This is a genomic window from Pseudomonas sp. 1 (assembly GCF_056626735.1).
The window spans coordinates 436834-454844 of the sequence record NZ_JBWXMQ010000001.1 but is presented as its reverse complement, the minus strand read 5'-3'; the positions used below and the strand labels follow the sequence as shown (position 1 = coordinate 454844).

Sequence of the window (18011 nt, the reverse complement as noted above, 5' to 3'; positions counted from 1 at the left end):
TCATTGTTGTGTTTTTGAGCGGGCTTGCGTTGTTGCCCGCCTGTCGGGAGCAGTAGCTGGACGGTTTTTCAGGTCGTCCGGTCTATGGAATATCATATTATGGTATTCCAAACTTTGTGCAAGCACTTTGCCTTACCGGCTATCTGGCAAACGGGATTATTCGGTGAACGGAATGCTCTCGACCACTTCCAGATCGTAGCCGGTCAAACCGGCATATTTGAGCGGCGGGCCCAGGTGGCGCAGCTTGCCGACGCCCAGGTTCTGCAGAATCTGCGCCCCGGTGCCCACCTCGGAATAGATTCGCGATTGCGAACGACTGAATTGCCGTGGCGGTTGAGTCAATTGCGGAATGCGCTCCAGCAACGCCTGCGACGACTCATGATTGGCCAGCACCACCACCACGCCATGCCCTTCGGCCGCGACCCGTTGCAGCGCCGCCCACAATGTCCAGTTCGTCGGCCCGCTGTACTCGGCGCCGACCAGATCCCGCAGCGGATCAATGACATGCACGCGCACCAGCGTCGGCTCTTCGCGGCGCAGCTCACCCATGACCATCGCCATGTGCACGCCGCCCTCGATACGATCTTCGAAAGTGATCAAACGGAACGTGCCATGCACCGTCGGCAGTTCCCGCTCGCCGATGCGCTCGATGGTGTGTTCGGTGCTCAGGCGATAGTGGATCAGGTCGGCGATGGTGCCGATCTTGATCCCGTGCTTGCGCGCGAAGACTTCCAGATCCGGACGGCGGGCCATGGTGCCATCGTCGTTCATCACTTCGACAATCACCGAGGCTGGCGTGAACCCGGCGAGCCGCGCCAGATCACAACCGGCCTCGGTGTGGCCGGCGCGGGTCAGCACGCCACCTTCCTTGGCCCGCAGCGGGAAGATATGACCGGGCTGCACCAGGTCTTCAGCGCGAGCGTTCGGCGCCACCGCAGCAGCCACCGTGCAGGCGCGGTCGGCTGCGGAAATCCCGGTAGTCACGCCCACCGCCGCTTCGATGGAAACCGTGAACGCGGTACTGAACACGCTGCCATTGCTCGGCACCATTTGCTCAAGTCCCAGGCGCTGACAATGATCGTCGGTCAGGGTCAGGCAAATCAGCCCTCGAGCTTCGCGGGCCATGAAACTGATCGCCTCGGGCGTGCAACGATCAGCAGCCAGCAGCAGGTCGCCTTCGTTTTCCCGGTCTTCGTCATCGACCAGCAGCACCATTTTGCCGAGGCGATAATCTTCGATGATTTCTTCGATGCTGTTGAAGGCCATGCTGAACTCTCGATGTGGATGAAATTCGTGGTATACCATAATACAAAATCAACCAAGAGGTCACTATGAAGGCGTACTGGATTGCTCACGTGGACATCACCGATCCCGATCACTACAGCCAATACACCCAGCGCGCGCCGAAGGCGTTTGCGGAGTTCGGCGCGAAGTTCTTAGCCAGAGGCGGGCGCAGCGAAGCGATGGAAGGGCGGACGACACCGCAGCGTAGCGTGGTGATCGAATTCGACAGCTACGAACAGGCCGTGGCGTGTTATCGCTCGGCGGCGTATCAGGAAGCGAAAAGTTACAGGGAGGAATGGGCTAGGGCGGAGATTGTCATCGTTGAAGGCATCGGCCACCTCTGAACTCCACGGTATTGATCGTTCCCACGCTCTGCGTGGGAATGCAGCCCTGGACGCTCCGCGTCCCTGAACCGCCGAACGCGGAGCGTCCGAACAGGCATTCCCACGCGGACGGTTCGACGCCTCGACGTGGGAACGAGCAGAAAAAGGAGGAAGGTGACTGTCAACGCATGAAATGAATCTTGCCGCTGTCGTCATTGCCCATGTACATGCCATACACCCCGGCCTGGCGTTCCTCGATGTAGCGTTCGAGGATCTGCCGGATCGCCGGGTAGTAGATCTGGTCCCACGGAATGTCTTCGGGGGCGAAGAATTTGCAGGCGAGGGTTTCCGGGCCGTACTGGCCGGTGATTTCCAGCGCGAGGGCGCGGAAGATGATGTAGACCTCGCTGATCTTCGGCACGCTGAAGATCGAGTAAGGCGAGACGATTTCCGCGCGTACGCCGCTTTCTTCCCAGACCTCGCGCAGGGCGGCCTGTTCGGTGGTTTCGCCGCTTTCCATGAAACCGGCGGGCAGGGTCCAGGTGCCGGGGCGCGGGGGAATCGCCCGTTGGCACAGGAGGTATTTGCCGTCCTGCTCGATGATGCAGCCGGCGATGATTTTCGGGTTCACATAGTGGATGTAGCCGCAGCCGCGGCACATCAGGCGCTCGTGCGTATCGCCCGGCGGTACTTGCTGACCGAGGTCAGTGCCACCGCATTTCGGGCAAAAGCTCGGGCTGAACATGTCAGTGACCTATGCGCGGTTCTTTCAGCGCGATGGGCAGGGTGATCGCCGGTGTGGCGCCGGTTTCTTCCTGTTTGCGCTTCAGGTAATCGAGGGCCACTGCCGCCGCCGCACGAACGTGATCGACGCAGGCTTGATGCGCTGCGAGTGCGTCACCGCTCTTGATCGCCTCGACCATTTTTTCCATTTCGTGATTACTGGCGCCGCGACGGTTTTCCTGGGATACCGACGTCGCCCGCAGGTAACTGATGCGCGCCTGCAACTGGCGCAACTGGGTGGCCGCCACATGGTTGCCCGAGCCTTCCAGCAGCACGTCGTAGAAACCCTGCACCGAGTCGATCACCTGTTGCAGTTCGCCGTCCTTGAGCGCCTTGCGGTTCTCGTCGAGGGCTTTTTCCAGGGCCTTGATGTCCTTGGCCTTGGCACGCAGGGTGAACAGCTGGACGATCAGGCCTTCAAGCACGCAACGCAGTTCATAAATGTCGACGGCATCGGCGAGGGTGATGATCGCCACGCGCGGGCCCTTGGCGTCGGCGAATTCCACCAGGCCTTCGGATTCCAGGTGACGCAAGGCTTCACGCACCGACGTACGGCTCACGCCCAGGCGATCGCACAGATCGCGCTCCACCAGGCGATCGCCCGGCAGCAGCTGGAAGTTCATGATGGCGCTTCGCAGTTTATCCAGCACGATTTCGCGCAGGGTGACGGGGTTGCGATTGACCTTGAAGCTGTCGTCGAGTGGCAGGCGTTTCATGGGGTCCGCTCTTTAAGTTGGCTGTCCATGCCAGACGGGCATTCAAACAGCCGAGGGGTTAACTGGAGGCCTCGGCGTCGGCTTCGGCGAAGGCTTCACGGGCGAGCCGGAAACTGTCCACGGCTGCCGGGACGCCGCAATAAATACCGACCTGAAGCAGAATTTCGCGTATTTGCTCACGACTCAGGCCGTTACGCAAGGCGCCGCGCACATGCAGTTTCAGTTCGTGCGGGCGGTTGAGCGCCGAGATCATCGCCAGGTTGATCATGCTGCGCTCCTTGAGCGACAGACCGTCGCGTCCCCAGACGTGGCCCCAGCAGTATTCGGTGACCATTTCCTGCAACGGACGGGTGAAGTCGTCGGCGCTCTCGATCGAGCGCTGCACATAGGCTTCGCCCAGCACCTGTGTGCGGATCTTCAGGCCCTTTTCATACTTCTCGTTGTTCATCATTACCTCTCACACCACCATTCCCTGTGGGAGCGAGCTTGCTCGCGATAGCGTCAGCACCTGCAACATTGATTTCGACTGACACTACGCCTTCGCGAGCAAGCTCGCTCCCACAGGGTTTCGCGTTATTTTCTCAAGCCAAGGTCGGCAACGCGCCGAGCTTGCCCTTGTGATAAATCATCGGCGTCACCGGTTGCTCCGGCAGGATCAGGTTCTTCACCGCGCCGACGATGATCGCGTGGTCGCCACCATCGTATTCGCGCCATAGTTCGCACTCGATGATCGCCGTGGCCCTGGCGAGGATCGGGTTACCCAGCTCGCTCAAATGCCACTCGATGCCGTTGGCCTTGTCCTTGCCTTTGCCGGCGAAAGCATAGGCCTCGGCCGTCTGGTCAGCGGACAGCAAATGGATCGCAAAACGCTTGCTGTCGCGCAGCACCGGGTAGGTGTCGGAGGCGTAGTTGGGGCAGAACAGCACCAGCGCCGGATCAATCGACAGCGCACTGAAGGCGCTGGCGGTGATGCCGACGATGCCGCCGTCCGGGTCGAGGGTGGTGACCACCGTGACCCCGGACGGAAACGAGCTCATGACGTCTTTGTAAATGCCGGGTTCGATCATGTCGCAGGACTCCTAACGCATCACAAACGGATCAGGCATCGGCGCCTGGGAGAGGTTGATCCACACCGTTTTCAGTTCGGTGTAGGCCAGCACCGAATCGATGCCGCTTTCGCGTCCATAGCCACTGTTCTTGAAGCCGCCGATCGGTGCCATTGCCGACACCGCGCGGTAGGTATTGACCCAGATGATCCCCGAGCGCACGTCCCGGGCCAGACGGTGGGCGCGGCCCAGATCGCGAGTCCAGATGCCGGCGGCGAGGCCGAACTGCGAGTCGTTGGCAATCGCCAGCGCTTCGGCTTCGTCCTTGAAGCGGATCACCGAGGCCACCGGGCCGAAGACTTCTTCCTGCATGATCTTCATCGAGTTGCGGTCGCACTCGAACAGCGTCGGCTCGTAGAACCAGCCATCGCCCACGCCACTCGGACGCTTGCCGCCCAGACGCAGACGCGCGCCTTCAGCGATGGCGTCGGCCACCAGACCTTCCACCACGGCCAGTTGCTGCGCGGTGGCCATCGGGCCCATTTCGCTGCTGTCGTCCTGCGGGTTGCCGATGCGGATGCGCTGGGCGCGCTCCGCCAGCCGGCTGACGAATTCGTCGTAGATTTCATCCTGCACCAGCAGTCGCGAACCGGAGACGCAGCTCTGCCCGGACGCGGCGTAGATCCCGGCGATGGCGCCGTTGATCGCGCTGTCGAGATCGGCGTCGGCGAAGATGATGTTCGGCGACTTGCCGCCCAGCTCCAGCGACAGCTTGGCGAAGTTCTCGGCGCTGCTGCGCACCACATGCCGGGCCGTGGCCGCGCCGCCAGTGAAGGCGATTTTGCGGATCAGCGGATGACGGGTGAGGGCGGCGCCGGTGCTCGGGCCGTAGCCGGTGACGACGTTGACCACACCCGGCGGAATACCGGCTTCGAGGGCCAGGCGCGCCAGCTCCAGAATGGTCGCCGAGGCATGTTCGGACGGTTTGATCACAATCGTGTTACCCGCTGCCAGCGCTGGCGCCAGTTTGATCGCGGTCAGATAAAGCGGGCTGTTCCACGGAATGATCGCGGCAACCACGCCCATGGCTTCGTGCACGGTGTACGCGAACAGATCGGGCTTATCCAGCGGCAGGGTGCCGCCCTCGAGCTTGTCCGCAAGGCCGGCGGTGTAGTGGAAGAACTCCGGCAGATAACCGACCTGCCCCCGGGTTTCGCGGATCAGCTTGCCGTTGTCGCGGCTTTCCAGCTGCGCCAGTTGTTCCTTGTTCTCGGCGATCAGATCACCGAGACGGCGCAACAGTTTGCCGCGCGCGGTGGCGGTCAAATCACGCCATGCCGGGCTGTCGAAGGCGGTCTGTGCTGCTTGCACGGCGCGTTCGACATCGGCCTCATCGGCGTCGGGCAGTTCGGCCCAGGGCTCGGCGAGCGCCGGGTTGAGGCTTTCGAAAGTCTTGCCGGAGAGGGCGTCGACCCATTCTCCGCCGATGCACATCTGGAAGCGTGCGAGCGTCATGCAACGATCCCCTTTATATGGTTTTGTCGGGCGTGTGCGGTGTCGAGAAATTCCAGCAGCGTCTGGTTCACCAGCCGTGGCGACTCTACCGGCATCATATGCCGTTGCTCCGGCAGCACGGCAACCTTCGCGCCGGGAATGCGCGCGGCCAGTTGCTCGGCCATTTCCGGGGTCGATCCGGGATCCAGTTCGCCGGTGGCGATCAGCGTCGGCGCCTGAATGCTGCCCAGGTCGTCGGCGCGGTACATGTCCTGGGTGGCGAACAGTTCGTAGGTCGTCAGATAGCCTTGCGGATCATTGCCGGCAAGGGTCTGGCGAATCGCGGCGATCTGCGCCGGGTTGGCCGCCTGATATTCGCGGCTGAACCAGCGCGACAGCGCCGCTTCGGCATTCGCGTCCGGCCCGTGCTTGGCGGCTTGCGCGGTACGGGCGATGACGCCGGCGCGTTGCTCTTCGCTGCGGTTGAATACGCTATTGAGCACCACCAGGCTTTTCAGGCGTTCGGGGTAATGCAGGGCAAACGCCCGCGCCACCAGACCGCCCATGGAAAAGCCGATCACCGATGCCTCGGGCAATTGCAGGTGGTCGAGCAGCTCCAGCAACTGATCGGCATAACCGAGCAGGGCAGTGCCGCTGGCCGGTCGCGGGCTGGCACCATGGCCGAGCATGTCGTAGGCGATCACCCGGTATTGCGTGGCCAGGCCAACGATCTGGCCGCCCCACATTTCTTTATTCAGACCCACGCCGTGGATCAACACCACGGGTTGGCCTTGGCCGGTCGCCAGATAACTGGTGCCGGCCGGGGTGAGTTCAGCGGTGAGCCGAATCATGGAGCGCTCCTGCAATGCCTTTTTTATTGTGATTACTGGGCTTTTTCGGCGGCCAGTTCTTCCAGATCGATGTAACGGTTGCCGATGCGCGGGTGCAGGCGACCACCGTCGGCGCAACCGAGCACCACGACAATTTCGTCGGCGCGCGGGGCGTCTTCGATCTGCATTTCCAGAGTGATGTAGTGCGAGCGCAGGCCTTCGTCGTCCTTGTGCATCATCGGGATCTGGATCGAAGTGCCCGGACCGCCACGCTTGTTGGTGAAGCTCAGATAACTCTTGGCCTTGACCGCTTCGCGGTAGTGATTGCCGAAGCGCAGGGTGTGGATCACCGCCGACGCGTGCTCGATTTCACCATCGGCGCCGACCACAGCCGCTTTGCCATAAGCCTCGATCTTCTCGGCACCGCCGATGATGCCCACCAGACGCTCGACCATCATCGCGCCGAGGTCGGAGCAATTGGCGCGGATCTGCGGCTTGAGGTCTTCGACAAAGCCATTGCCGACCCACGGGTTCTTCATCACGACGGCCAGGCCGACCATGGTCACCGGGGTGTCGGACGCCTTGCCGCCTTCGATGAAGGTCTCTTCGACATAGCTGACGATCTTGCGAATTTCGAAACTCATGAGCTGCTCCGTAGGGGATAAAGAGTGTCTGTGCGTCTGATGGTATACCATAATACCGATCGTGCAAGTCCCTCTCGCAAGAATCCCTGCCATCAGTCGGACGAATGCCCGCGCATTCAGCCGCCGCTGTAGTCCCTTTCGGTTAACAAAAGATAACGTTGCGCCGATTGTCAGACGTTTCGAATGCCCGATAGGATGAGCCAGCTTCCGAAGGGGCTCTGGATGGCGGGTTTCAGGACTATGCTTGTGACCAGGCAGTCACCGTGAGCACCCTTGCGGCGCCCTTTAAGGTCCATGACCAACAATAATAAACAGGGGAAGGTCTATGAGTCGTTGCCGCCCGCCGGCGTTACGCAACACCGCGTTGCTGGCCACAGCACTCTCTCTGCTGGGCTTTGCCACCTTGTCGGCGCCTGTCCTGGCGGCCGAAGCGCCAGCCGACGTGGTCTATTCCACCGAATCGGCCAAGGCCTCGAAAAGCCTGATGCTCGATGTCGTTCACGCCGGAACCCGGCTGGTGGCGGTCGGGGATCGCGGGCACATTCTCTATTCCGACGATCAGGGCAAGACCTGGACCCAGGCCAAAGTGCCGAGCCGCCAGTTGCTGACCGCCGTGTATTTCGTCGATGACAAGCATGGCTGGGCCGTCGGCCACGACGCACAGATTCTCGCCAGCGAAGACGGCGGCCTGACCTGGACCAAACAGTTCGAAGACCTCAAACGCGAATCACCGCTGCTCGACGTCTGGTTCAAGGACGTCAACAGTGGCCTGGCCGTGGGTGCCTACGGCGCGCTGCTGGAAACCACCGACGGCGGCAAGCACTGGGAAGACGTCAGCGATCGCCTCGACAACGAAGACCAGTTCCACCTCAACGCCATCGGCGCCGTAAAAGACGCCGGCCTGTTCATCGTCGGCGAGTCGGGCAGCATGTTCCGCTCCGCCGACTGGGGCCAGACCTGGGAAAAACTCGAAGGCCCGTACGAAGGTTCGCTGTTCGGCGTGATCGGCACGGCGCAACCGCAAACCCTGCTGGCCTACGGTCTGCGCGGCAATCTTTACCGGTCCACCGATTTCGGCAGCACTTGGGAGCAGGTTGAACTGAAAGCCGCGCGCGGTTCGCTGGAGTTCGGCCTGTCCGGCGCCACACTGCTCGACGACGGCTCCATCGTCATCGTCGGCAACGGCGGCTCGGTGGTCAGCAGCAGTGACAACGGCGAAACCTTCAGCGTGTTCAACCGTCCGGATCGCATCTCGCTGTCGTCGGTCACCGCCGCCGGCAACGGCAATCTGATCCTGAGCGGGCAGGGTGGCGTTCGGGTGACAACCGCGAACGGCGCCGAGCTGGGCAAATGAGCCGAATCAATAATAAGAAGGCGGGGCTATGACTTCCTTGAGCACTCATCATCAGGACAAGGCGACGTTTCTCGAGCGCCTGATCTTCAACAACCGCCCGGCAGTGATCGTGATCTGCCTGCTGGTCAGCATTTTCCTGTTCTGGCAGGCCACGCTGATCCGCCCGTCCACCAGTTTCGAAAAGATGATCCCGCTCAAGCATCCGTTCATTGAAAAGATGATGGAGCATCGCAACGATCTGGCGAACCTGGGCAACACCGTGCGCATTTCGGTGGAAGCGAAGGATGGCGACATCTTCTCCAAGGAGTACATGGAGACCCTGCGTCAGATCAACGACGAGGTGTTCTACATCTCCGGCGTCGACCGTTCAGGTCTGAAGTCGCTGTGGAGCCCGAGCGTGCGCTGGACCGAAGTGACCGAGGAAGGTTTTGCCGGCGGCGAAGTGATCCCGCAAAGCTACAACGGCTCCCAAGACAGCCTCGATCTGCTGCGCAACAACGTACTCAAGTCCGGCCAGGTCGGGCGTCTGGTGGCCAACGACTTCAAGTCGAGCATCGTCGACATCCCGCTGCTGGAGTCCTACCCGGACCCGCAGGACCAGGGCAAGCTGCTGGCGCTGGACTATCGCCAGTTCTCCCATGAGCTCGAAGACAAGATCCGCAACAAGTTCGAAGCGCAGAACCCCAACGTCAAGATTCACATCGTCGGCTTCGCCAAGAAGGTCGGTGACCTGATCGATGGTCTGGTGATGGTGGTGATGTTCTTCGGCATCGCCTTCGTCATCACCCTGATCCTGCTGCTGTGGTTCACCAACTGCCTGCGCAGCACCGTGGCAGTATTGAGCACCACGCTGGTGGCGGTGATCTGGCAACTGGGGCTGATGCACTTCTTCGGGTTCGGCCTCGACCCTTATTCGATGCTGGTACCGTTCCTGATCTTCGCCATCGGCATTTCCCACGGCGTGCAGAAAATCAACGGTATCGCCCTGCAATCCGGTGAGGCCGATAACGCGTTGACGGCGGCACGGCGGACCTTCCGTCAGCTGTTCCTGCCGGGGATGATCGCGATTCTGGCGGACGCGGTCGGCTTCATTACGCTACTGATCATCGACATCGGCGTGATTCGCGAACTGGCCATCGGTGCATCCATCGGTGTGGCGGTGATCGTGTTCACCAACCTGATCCTGCTGCCGGTGGCGATTTCCTATGTCGGCATCAGCAAGCGCGCCATCGCCAAGAGCAAGAAGGATGCGCACCGCGAACATCCGTTCTGGCGCCTGCTGTCGAACTTCGCCAACCCTAAAGTCGCCCCGATTTCCATCGCCCTGGCGCTGGTCGCCTTCGGTGGCGGTCTCTGGTACAGCCAGAACCTGAAGATCGGCGACCTCGACCAGGGCGCGCCGGAGCTTCGTCCGGATTCGCGCTACAACAAGGACAACAACTTCATCATCAGCAACTACTCCACCAGTTCCGACGTGCTGGTAGTGATGGTCAAGACCAAGTCCGAAGGCTGCTCGCGCTATGAAGCCATGGCGCCGATCGACGAGCTGATGTGGAAGATGCAGAACACCGAGGGCGTGCAGTCGGCGATCTCACTGGTGACGGTGTCCAAGCAGATGATCAAGGGCATGAACGAGGGCAACCTGAAATGGGAAACCCTGTCGCGCAACCCGGACGTGCTGAACAACTCCATCGCCCGGGCCGACGGCCTGTACAACAACAGTTGCTCGCTGGCGCCGGTGCTGGTGTTCCTCAACGATCACAAGGCTGAAACCCTGGATCGCGCGGTGCATGCGGTGCAGGAGTTCGCCAAGGAAAACAACAAGGAAGGCCTGGAGTTCATCCTCGCTGCCGGTAACGCCGGGATCGAAGCGGCCACCAACGAGGTGATCAAGAAGTCCGAGCTGACCATCCTGATCCTGGTGTACATCTGCGTGGCGGTCATGTGCATGATCACCTTCCGCTCCTGGGCGGCGACCTTGTGCATTGTGCTGCCGCTGGTGCTGACCTCGGTGCTGGGCAACGCGCTGATGGCGTTCATGGGCATCGGCGTCAAGGTAGCGACACTGCCGGTGGTGGCGCTGGGTGTGGGAATCGGCGTGGACTATGGCATTTACATCTACAGCCGTCTGGAAAGCTTCCTGCGCGCCGGCCTGCCTTTGCAGGAAGCCTATTACCAGACCTTGAAATCCACCGGTAAAGCGGTGCTGTTCACCGGTCTGTGCCTGGCCATCGGCGTCTGCACCTGGATCTTCTCGGCGATCAAGTTCCAGGCTGACATGGGCCTGATGCTGACCTTCATGCTGCTGTGGAACATGTTCGGTGCGCTGTGGCTGCTGCCGGCACTGGCGAAGTTCCTGATCAAGCCGGAGAAGCTGGCGGGGCAGAAGGGTAATTCCCTGTTTGCTCACTGATCGGCGAGCCTGAAACGAAAAAGCCGCAACCCTGGGGTTGCGGCTTTTTTATTTCGCGAAGTTCACGATTAACCCTGTGGGAGCTGGTTTGCCAGCTCCCACAGGGTTTAGTTGTGTTCAGGAGAGTTCGGTGCCGAGCACAACACTCAAGGCACTCCGTGCATCATCCAGCTGCACCAGCGTCGCATGCCGCGCCCCTAACGCATCCCGGTTCTCGATCGCCGTCAGAATCGCCTTGTGCCGAGGCAACGCCAGTTCATGCAGATTCGGTCGCTGGTTCGAATGCTTCAACGCCTCGGCAATCGCCACCGACAGCATGTTGCACAGGTTCGCCAACAAATCGTTGTGAGTCGCGTCGGCAATCCGGCTGTGAAAATCCAGATCCGGTTGCAGCAAGGCTTCCGGGCTCGGCGCGGCTTCCATGCGCTGGTAAGCCTCGGCAATCGATGCGATATCGGCATCGGTGGCGTGCTGGGCGGCGAGGGCGGCGGCGGCCGGTTCGATGATGCTGCGCACGCTGGTCAGGACATTGAAAAACTCGTTCTGCGGGCTGCTTTGCATCAGCCAGTGCAGCACGTCCGGGTCGAGCATGTGCCATTCGCGGCGTGGCTTGACCACCGTGCCGACCCGTGGTTTCGAATACACCAGGCCCTTGGCGACCAGCACTCGCGTGGCTTCGCGCAACACCGGCCGGCTGACCGCGTATTCCTCGCAGAGCAAGGCTTCGGCGGGCAGCTTGTCGCAGGGCAGAAAGCGTCCGGAAACAATCTGCATGCCCAGTTCCTGGACGATGCGCGAGTGCATGCTTTTACGGTCGGAAGGTTTGCGGTAATCCATGGGGAGCGGCGCGATCCTGAGCGATGGAGATGCCGCGCATCATAGCAGGCACGGCGTAATCTGGACCTACGCAATGATCGTTCCCACGCTCTGCGTGGGAATGCCTCAAGGGACGCTCCGCGTTCCAGCTCTCGAATGGGACGCAGAGCGTCCCGGGCTGCATTCCCACGCGGAGCATGGGAACGATCAGTGGGGAAGGTCAGTGAGAGTGACGCGGAACCTCGGCACCTCGGCAACCTACCAGGAAGTCGAAATCGCAACCTTGATCCGCCTGCAGCACATGGTCGATATACAACTGACGATACCCACCCACCAACAGCTGTTGCGGCGGTTGCAGATCCGCCATGCGCGCCGCCAGTTCGGCGTCCGGAATATCCAAGTGCAAACGCCCGCTGGCGCAGTCCAGCTCGATCCAGTCGCCTTCCTTCACCGCCGCCAGAGGCCCGCCTGCCGCCGCTTCCGGGGCGACGTGCAACACAACCGTGCCGTAAGCGGTGCCGCTCATCCGCGCGTCGGAGATGCGCACCATGTCGGTCACGCCCTGCGCCAGCAGTTTGGCCGGCAAGCCCATGTTGCCGACTTCGGCCATGCCCGGATAACCCTTCGGCCCGCAGTTTTTCATCACCAGAATCGAGTTCGCATCGACGTCCAGTTCCGGGTCGTTGATTCGCGCCTTGTACATGTCGAAGTTCTCGAACACGACGGCGCGACCACGGTGCTGCATCAGTTCCGGCGTGGCGGCTGACGGCTTGAGCACCGCGCCCAGTGGCGCCAGGTTGCCGCGCAATACACAGATCCCGCCGTCGGCTCGGATCGGGTTGTCCAGCGGGCGGATCACTTCGTCTTCGCCGTAGATCGGCGCGTCCTTGGTGTTCTCGCCGATGGATTTGCCGTTGACGGTCAGCGCGTTCGGATTGGGAATCAGATTGGCCTCGCCGAGGCGGCGCAGTACGGCTGGCAAGCCGCCCGCATAGTAGAACTCTTCCATCAGGAAACGCCCGGACGGTTGCAGGTCGACGATGGTCGGCATGCCGCGACCAATACGGGTCCAGTCGTCCAGATCCAGCTCGACGCCGATGCGTCCGGCGATGGCTTTGAGGTGGATTACCGCGTTGGTCGAACCGCCAATCGCCGCGTTGACCCGGATCGCGTTTTCGAAGGCTTCCTTGGTCAGGATCTTCGACAGTTTCAGGTCTTCACGAACCATCTCCACCGCACGCATGCCGGACATGTGCGCCAACACATAACGCCGCGCATCCACCGCCGGAATCGCCGCGTTGTGCGGCAGCGACGTGCCCAGTGCTTCGGCCATGCAGGCCATGGTCGACGCGGTGCCCATGGTGTTGCAGGTGCCAGCCGAACGGGACATGCCGCCTTCGGCCGCGAGGAAATCGTCAATTGTGATGGTGCCCGCCTTGACCTGCTCGCTGAGCTGCCAGACCACGGTGCCGGAGCCGATGTCCTTGCCCTTGTGCTTGCCGTTGAGCATCGGCCCGCCGGTGACGACGATCGCCGGCACGTCGCAACTGGCCGCGCCCATCAGCAGCGCCGGGGTGGTCTTGTCGCAACCGGTCAGCAGCACTACGCCGTCAATCGGGTTGCCGCGAATCGCTTCCTCGACATCCATGCTCGCCAGGTTGCGGGTGAGCATGGCGGTCGGGCGCAGGTTCGATTCACCGTTGGAAAACACCGGGAATTCCACCGGGAAGCCGCCGGCCTCGATCACACCGCGTTTGACGTGCTCCGCGATCTGGCGAAAGTGCGCGTTGCACGGGGTCAGCTCCGACCAGGTGTTACAGATGCCGATGATCGGCTTGCCGTGGAACTGATGGTCGGCGATGCCCTGATTCTTCATCCAGCTGCGGTACATGAAGCCGTTTTTGTCGGCCGTGCCAAACCATTGGGCGGAGCGCAGGGTGGGTTTCTTATCAGACATGATCGATTCTCTTATTGTAAGACTATTGTTTGCGAGCTTTGGCTAAACATAAGCTCAAAATCGACGGTTTGGAAGTGTTGTTGCGTAATTAGTATTACTATATAGTCGTTTTCGACGGAGGGATGGCCCTGGCGGCTTTGCGTGAGAGGCGTCCCCCGAGGTTCCATAAAAACAACAATCGGAGACCGATCTCATGAGCCAGGAACTGCGGCTTGTCCGGCGCATCACACTGAAACTGATTCCCTTCCTGATCCTGCTGTACCTGATCGCCTATGTGGATCGCTCCGCTGTCGGCTTCGCCAAGCTGCACATGGGCGCCGACGTGGGTATCGGCGATGCCGCTTACGGCCTCGGTGCCGGGCTGTTCTTCATCGGCTACTTCCTGTTAGAGATTCCCAGCAACCTGATGCTCGAACGCTTTGGTGCGCGGCGCTGGTTCGCGCGGATCATGATCACCTGGGGCGCAATCACCATCGGCATGGCGTTCGTCCAGGGCCCGCACAGTTTCTACGTCATGCGCTTTCTGCTCGGCGCGGCGGAGGCGGGGTTCTTTCCCGGCGTTCTGTACTACATCACCCAATGGTTCCCGGTGCGTCATCGCGGCAAGATCCTCGGGCTGTTCATCCTTTCCCAACCCATCGCGATGATGATCACCGGCCCCGTGTCCGGCGGTCTGCTGGGCATGGACGGCATCCTCGGCCTGCACGGCTGGCAGTGGCTGTTCATCGTCATCGGCACCCCGGCGATCCTGCTGACCTGGCCGGTATTGCGCTGGCTGCCGGACGGCCCGCAGCAAGTGAAATGGATGGATCAGGCCGAGAAAGACTGGCTGACCGGCGAGCTGAAAAGAGACCTGCAGGAATACGGCCAGACCCGTCACGGCAATCCGTTGCACGCGCTCAAGGACAAACGCGTATTGCTGCTGGCGCTGTTTTACCTGCCGGTGACCCTGAGCATTTACGGCCTGGGCCTGTGGCTGCCGACCCTGATCAAACAGTTTGGCGGCAGCGATCTGGTGACCGGTTTCGTGTCATCGGTGCCGTACATCTTCGGGATCATCGGCCTGCTGATCATTCCGCGCAGTTCCGACCGTTTGAATGACCGTTACGGTCATCTGGCGGTGCTCTATGTACTGGGCGCGATCGGCCTGTTCCTCAGCGCCTGGCTGTCGTTGCCGGTGGCGCAACTGGCGGCGTTGTGTCTGGTGGCGTTCTCGCTGTTTTCCTGCACGGCGGTGTTCTGGACTTTGCCGGGTCGCTTCTTCGCCGGTGCCAGTGCGGCGGCCGGGATTGCGTTGATCAACTCGGTGGGCAACCTCGGCGGCTATATCGGTCCGTTCGTGATCGGCGCGCTGAAGGAATACACCGGCAACCTCGCTTCGGGCCTGTACTTCCTGTCCGGGGTGATGGTGTGCGGGCTGGTTCTGACGGGCGTCGTCTATCGCTTGCTGGAGCGCAAACATGTGCTGCCGGTCGAGCAGTTTGCAGCGAGTGCCCGAGGCGCCACCCGAACCTGAATGACTATCACCGACCCCGTGGGAGCGAGCTTGCTCCGGGCGGCGATCCGACGAAGTGTTCGGCTCATTCAACATTTGTGGTGACTGATGCACCGCCTTCGCGAGCAAGCTCGCTCCCACGGGGATCGGCGGTGTTTTTGAGGGAATAGGAGAGGATTTATGCATCTGGTTCAATTCGAATTGAGTAGCGGCGAGCGCCGTGTCGGGGTGGTCGAAAACGGTCTGCTGCGTGAAGTGCAGGATGCGCGCACCGTTCGTGATCTGGCCTTGGCCGCGATCGAGGCCGGCAGCACCCTCGCGCAGCAAGTGCAAACCCTGGGGCTGGGCACCCGCCACGATTACGCGCAGTTACTGAAAGAGCTGCGCATCCTGCCGCCGCTGGACCACCCGGACCCGGCGCACATGTTGGTCAGCGGCACCGGCCTCACGCATCTTGGCAGCGCGTCTGCCCGGGACAAGATGCACCAACAGGTCGGCGACGAAGCGGCGATGACCGACACCATGCGCATCTTCAAGTGGGGCGTGGAGGGCGGCAAACCGGCGGCGGGGCAGGCAGGCGTGCAGCCTGAGTGGTTCTACAAGGGCGACGGCAGCATTGTCGTGCGTCCCGGTCAGCCATTCCCGCTGCCGCCGTTTGCCGAAGACGCCGGTGAGGAACCGGAAATGGCCGGTCTCTACATCATCGGCCACGACGGCAAGCCGTATCGCCTCGGTTTTGCGGTGGGCAACGAATTCTCCGATCACGTCATGGAACGCAAGAATTACCTGTACCTGGCCCATTCGAAGCTGCGCAGTTGCAGCTATGGTCCGGAGCTGCGCGTGGGTAAGTTGCCGCAACACCTGGCCGGCACCAGCCGCATCCTGCGTGCCGGCCAAGTGCTGTGGCAGAACGAATTCCTCAGCGGCGAGGCCAACATGTGCCACAGCCTGGCGAACCTCGAATATCACCACTTCAAGTACAGCCAGTTCCTGCGTCCCGGTGATGTGCACATTCACTTCTTCGGCACGGCGACCCTGTCGTTTGCCGACGGCATCCGCACCCAGCCGGGCGATGTGTTCGAGATCAGCCAGGCTGAATTCGGCGCACCGCTGGTCAACGGCATCGCTCCGGTCGCAGCGGTATTCGAACCGGACAGCATCGGCACCCTTTAAGGAGATCCCATGACTCAGATTCTCGGTCACAACTACATCGGCGGCCGTCGCAGTGCGGCAGGCAACGTCAAGCTGCAAAGCGTCGACGCCACCACGGGCGAGGCACTGCCTCACGACTTCATTCAGGCCACGGAAGCGGAAGTGGACGCTGCCGCCAAGGCCGCTGCGGCGGCCTATCCGGCGTATCGCAGCCTCAGCGCTGAACGCCGCGCGCAGTTTCTCGATGCGATTGCCGATGAACTGGATGCGCTGGGCGATGATTTCGTCGCCGTGGTCTGCCGCGAAACCGCATTGCCTGCCGGGCGCATCCAAGGTGAAAGAGGGCGCACCAGCGGCCAGATGCGACTGTTCGCCAAAGTCCTGCGACGCGGTGATTTCTATGGTGCGCGCATCGACTTGCCGTTGCCGGATCGTCAGCCGCTGCCGCGTCCGGATCTGCGCCAGTACCGCATCGGCCTGGGGCCGGTGGCGGTGTTCGGCGCGAGCAACTTTCCACTGGCATTCTCCACTGCCGGCGGCGACACCGCGTCGGCGCTGGCGGCCGGTTGCCCGGTGGTGTTCAAGGCCCACAGCGGCCACATGGCCACCGCTGAACTTGTGGCCGACGCGCTGATCCGTGCAGCAGAAAAAACCGCGATGCCGGCTGGCGTGTTCAACATGATCTACGGTGGGGGCGTCGGTGAATGGTTGGTCAAGCATCCGGCCATTCAGGCTGTGGGTTTCACCGGTTCGCTGCGAGGCGGAAGGGCGCTGTGTGACATGGCCGCCGCACGGCCTCAGCCGATCCCGGTGTTCGCCGAGATGTCGAGCATCAACCCGGTGATCGTGCTGCCCCAGGCGCTGGCCGTGCGTTCGGAAACCGTCGCCCGCGATCTGACCGCGTCGGTGGTGCAGGGCTGCGGCCAATTCTGTACCAACCCTGGTCTGGTGATCGGTATTCGCTCGCCGCAGTTCAGCGCGTTTGTTGAGCAGGTGGCGGCGCTGATCGGTGATCAACCGGCGCAAACCATGCTCAATGCCGGCACCCTTGGCAGCTACGGCAAGGGCCTGGAAAAACTCTTGGCGCACACCGGCATCGAGCATCTGGCGGGCAATCCGCAGCAAGGCAATCAGGCGCAGCCACAGTTGTTCAAGGCGGACGTCAGCCTGCTGATCGATGGCGATGAAGTGTTGCAGGAAGAAGTGTTCGGGCCGACCACGGTAATTGTCGAAGTGGCCGACAAGGCGCAGTTGAGCGCGGCATTGCAAGGCCTGCACGGACAGCTCACGGCGACAATCATCGGCGAACAGGCGGATTTCGAGCGCTTCCCGGAGCTGACGCCGTTGTTGGAACAGAAGGTCGGGCGGATCCTGCTCAACGGTTATCCGACCGGTGTCGAAGTCTGTGATTCGATGGTCCACGGCGGGCCGTATCCGGCGACCTCCGATGCCCGTGGCACCTCGGTGGGCACTTTGGCGATCGATCGTTTCCTGCGTCCGGTGTGCTTCCAGAACTACCCCGACAGCCTGCTGCCGGAACCGCTGAAAAACGCCAACCCGCTGCGCATTCAGCGGCTGGTCGATGGCAAGCCATCGCGCGAAGCCCTCTAAGCCACCCCGAGATCCCTGTGGGAGCGAGCTTGCTCGCGAAGGCGGTCGTCCAGTCACTTGTTGATTGCCTGACACTCCGTATTCGCGAGCAAG

Annotated in this window: 16 protein-coding genes; 6 read left to right on the top strand and 10 right to left on the bottom strand. The window is 61.7% G+C overall.

Annotated elements, in window-relative coordinates; genetic code table 11:
• Positions 1–156 precede the first annotated feature (156 nt).
• Positions 157–1266: a bifunctional 3,4-dihydroxy-2-butanone-4-phosphate synthase/GTP cyclohydrolase II gene (ribBA, locus tag AC1MDC_RS01930; RefSeq protein WP_064380429.1), complete on the bottom strand. Its 1110-nt coding sequence runs from the start codon at positions 1264–1266 to the stop codon at positions 157–159.
• A 65-nt stretch (positions 1267–1331) separates the two neighbouring features.
• On the opposite strand from ribBA, the gene AC1MDC_RS01925 reads away from it, so the two are divergent.
• Entirely contained in the window at positions 1332–1628 is a 297-nt protein-coding gene (locus AC1MDC_RS01925; RefSeq protein WP_085698308.1) for a DUF1330 domain-containing protein, read from the top strand.
• A gap of 160 nt (positions 1629–1788) precedes the next feature.
• Here AC1MDC_RS01925 and AC1MDC_RS01920 read toward each other — a convergent pair whose 3' ends face one another.
• The 7 genes from AC1MDC_RS01920 to AC1MDC_RS01890 all read right to left on the bottom strand — a co-directional run bounded on the left by AC1MDC_RS01920 (position 1789) and on the right by AC1MDC_RS01890 (position 7120).
• On the bottom strand, positions 1789–2352 hold the full coding sequence (locus AC1MDC_RS01920; RefSeq protein ID WP_085698309.1) for an NUDIX hydrolase: 564 nt from the start codon (positions 2350–2352) through the stop codon (positions 1789–1791).
• A gap of 1 nt (position 2353) precedes the next feature.
• On the bottom strand, positions 2354–3106 hold the full coding sequence (locus AC1MDC_RS01915) for a GntR family transcriptional regulator (RefSeq protein ID WP_085690311.1): 753 nt from the start codon (positions 3104–3106) through the stop codon (positions 2354–2356).
• 58 nt (positions 3107–3164) lie between these two features.
• Positions 3165–3554 carry a carboxymuconolactone decarboxylase family protein gene (locus AC1MDC_RS01910; RefSeq protein WP_085703660.1) on the bottom strand — a complete coding sequence of 130 codons (390 nt, stop codon included), beginning with the start codon at positions 3552–3554 and terminating at the stop codon, positions 3165–3167.
• Between the two features lie 133 nt (positions 3555–3687).
• Positions 3688–4173, bottom strand: a complete 486-nt coding sequence (locus AC1MDC_RS01905; protein ID WP_227232813.1) for a flavin reductase family protein — start codon at positions 4171–4173, stop codon at positions 3688–3690.
• 12 nt (positions 4174–4185) lie between these two features.
• A complete protein-coding gene (locus AC1MDC_RS01900) occupies positions 4186–5667 on the bottom strand; it encodes an aldehyde dehydrogenase (protein ID WP_085703579.1) in 1482 nt (493 codons plus the stop codon).
• Entirely contained in the window at positions 5664–6497 is an 834-nt protein-coding gene (locus AC1MDC_RS01895) for an alpha/beta fold hydrolase (RefSeq protein ID WP_085698311.1), read from the bottom strand. The genes AC1MDC_RS01900 and AC1MDC_RS01895 overlap by 4 nt, the downstream gene beginning before the upstream one ends.
• A 32-nt stretch (positions 6498–6529) precedes the next feature.
• A complete protein-coding gene (locus AC1MDC_RS01890; protein WP_007957412.1) occupies positions 6530–7120 on the bottom strand; it encodes an amino acid synthesis family protein in 591 nt (196 codons plus the stop codon).
• A gap of 325 nt (positions 7121–7445) precedes the next feature.
• Between AC1MDC_RS01890 and AC1MDC_RS01885 the strand changes: the two genes are divergently transcribed.
• Both AC1MDC_RS01885 and AC1MDC_RS01880 read left to right on the top strand, forming a co-directional pair.
• Complete coding sequence (locus AC1MDC_RS01885) at positions 7446–8474, top strand: WD40/YVTN/BNR-like repeat-containing protein (RefSeq protein ID WP_266200087.1); 1029 nt, start codon at positions 7446–7448, stop codon at positions 8472–8474.
• A gap of 28 nt (positions 8475–8502) precedes the next feature.
• Entirely contained in the window at positions 8503–10887 is a 2385-nt protein-coding gene (locus AC1MDC_RS01880; protein ID WP_234205526.1) for an efflux RND transporter permease subunit, read from the top strand.
• Positions 10888–11004: 117 nt separating this feature from the next.
• Here AC1MDC_RS01880 and AC1MDC_RS01875 read toward each other — a convergent pair whose 3' ends face one another.
• Both AC1MDC_RS01875 and AC1MDC_RS01870 read right to left on the bottom strand, forming a co-directional pair.
• Positions 11005–11724: a FadR/GntR family transcriptional regulator gene (locus AC1MDC_RS01875; RefSeq protein ID WP_085698314.1), complete on the bottom strand. Its 720-nt coding sequence runs from the start codon at positions 11722–11724 to the stop codon at positions 11005–11007.
• Positions 11725–11923: 199 nt separating this feature from the next.
• Positions 11924–13660, bottom strand: coding sequence for an IlvD/Edd family dehydratase (locus tag AC1MDC_RS01870; RefSeq protein WP_039766867.1), 1737 nt, complete (start codon positions 13658–13660; stop codon positions 11924–11926).
• A 193-nt stretch (positions 13661–13853) separates the two neighbouring features.
• Here AC1MDC_RS01870 and AC1MDC_RS01865 point away from each other — a divergent pair, with 193 nt between their 5' ends.
• The 3 genes from AC1MDC_RS01865 to AC1MDC_RS01855 all read left to right on the top strand — a co-directional run bounded on the left by AC1MDC_RS01865 (position 13854) and on the right by AC1MDC_RS01855 (position 17918).
• Entirely contained in the window at positions 13854–15176 is a 1323-nt protein-coding gene (locus tag AC1MDC_RS01865; RefSeq protein WP_085703575.1) for an MFS transporter, read from the top strand.
• Between the two features lie 159 nt (positions 15177–15335).
• Positions 15336–16328 carry an AraD1 family protein gene (gene araD1, locus AC1MDC_RS01860; protein WP_480392392.1) on the top strand — a complete coding sequence of 331 codons (993 nt, stop codon included), beginning with the start codon at positions 15336–15338 and terminating at the stop codon, positions 16326–16328.
• Positions 16329–16337: 9 nt separating this feature from the next.
• Positions 16338–17918 carry an aldehyde dehydrogenase (NADP(+)) gene (locus tag AC1MDC_RS01855; protein ID WP_480392391.1) on the top strand — a complete coding sequence of 527 codons (1581 nt, stop codon included), beginning with the start codon at positions 16338–16340 and terminating at the stop codon, positions 17916–17918.
• Positions 17919–18011: the final 93 nt, after the last annotated feature.

Coding starts and splice junctions, on each gene's coding strand:
- ribBA (WP_064380429.1), bottom strand. CDS start 1,266: ATGGCCTTCAACAGCATCGAAGAAATCATCGAAGATTATCGCCTCGGC.
- AC1MDC_RS01925 (WP_085698308.1), top strand. CDS start 1,332: ATGAAGGCGTACTGGATTGCTCACGTGGACATCACCGATCCCGATCAC.
- AC1MDC_RS01920 (WP_085698309.1), bottom strand. CDS start 2,352: ATGTTCAGCCCGAGCTTTTGCCCGAAATGCGGTGGCACTGACCTCGGT.
- AC1MDC_RS01915 (WP_085690311.1), bottom strand. CDS start 3,106: ATGAAACGCCTGCCACTCGACGACAGCTTCAAGGTCAATCGCAACCCC.
- AC1MDC_RS01910 (WP_085703660.1), bottom strand. CDS start 3,554: ATGAACAACGAGAAGTATGAAAAGGGCCTGAAGATCCGCACACAGGTG.
- AC1MDC_RS01905 (WP_227232813.1), bottom strand. CDS start 4,173: ATGATCGAACCCGGCATTTACAAAGACGTCATGAGCTCGTTTCCGTCC.
- AC1MDC_RS01900 (WP_085703579.1), bottom strand. CDS start 5,667: ATGACGCTCGCACGCTTCCAGATGTGCATCGGCGGAGAATGGGTCGAC.
- AC1MDC_RS01895 (WP_085698311.1), bottom strand. CDS start 6,497: ATGATTCGGCTCACCGCTGAACTCACCCCGGCCGGCACCAGTTATCTG.
- AC1MDC_RS01890 (WP_007957412.1), bottom strand. CDS start 7,120: ATGAGTTTCGAAATTCGCAAGATCGTCAGCTATGTCGAAGAGACCTTC.
- AC1MDC_RS01885 (WP_266200087.1), top strand. CDS start 7,446: ATGAGTCGTTGCCGCCCGCCGGCGTTACGCAACACCGCGTTGCTGGCC.
- AC1MDC_RS01880 (WP_234205526.1), top strand. CDS start 8,503: ATGACTTCCTTGAGCACTCATCATCAGGACAAGGCGACGTTTCTCGAG.
- AC1MDC_RS01875 (WP_085698314.1), bottom strand. CDS start 11,724: ATGGATTACCGCAAACCTTCCGACCGTAAAAGCATGCACTCGCGCATC.
- AC1MDC_RS01870 (WP_039766867.1), bottom strand. CDS start 13,660: ATGTCTGATAAGAAACCCACCCTGCGCTCCGCCCAATGGTTTGGCACG.
- AC1MDC_RS01865 (WP_085703575.1), top strand. CDS start 13,854: ATGAGCCAGGAACTGCGGCTTGTCCGGCGCATCACACTGAAACTGATT.
- araD1 (WP_480392392.1), top strand. CDS start 15,336: ATGCATCTGGTTCAATTCGAATTGAGTAGCGGCGAGCGCCGTGTCGGG.
- AC1MDC_RS01855 (WP_480392391.1), top strand. CDS start 16,338: ATGACTCAGATTCTCGGTCACAACTACATCGGCGGCCGTCGCAGTGCG.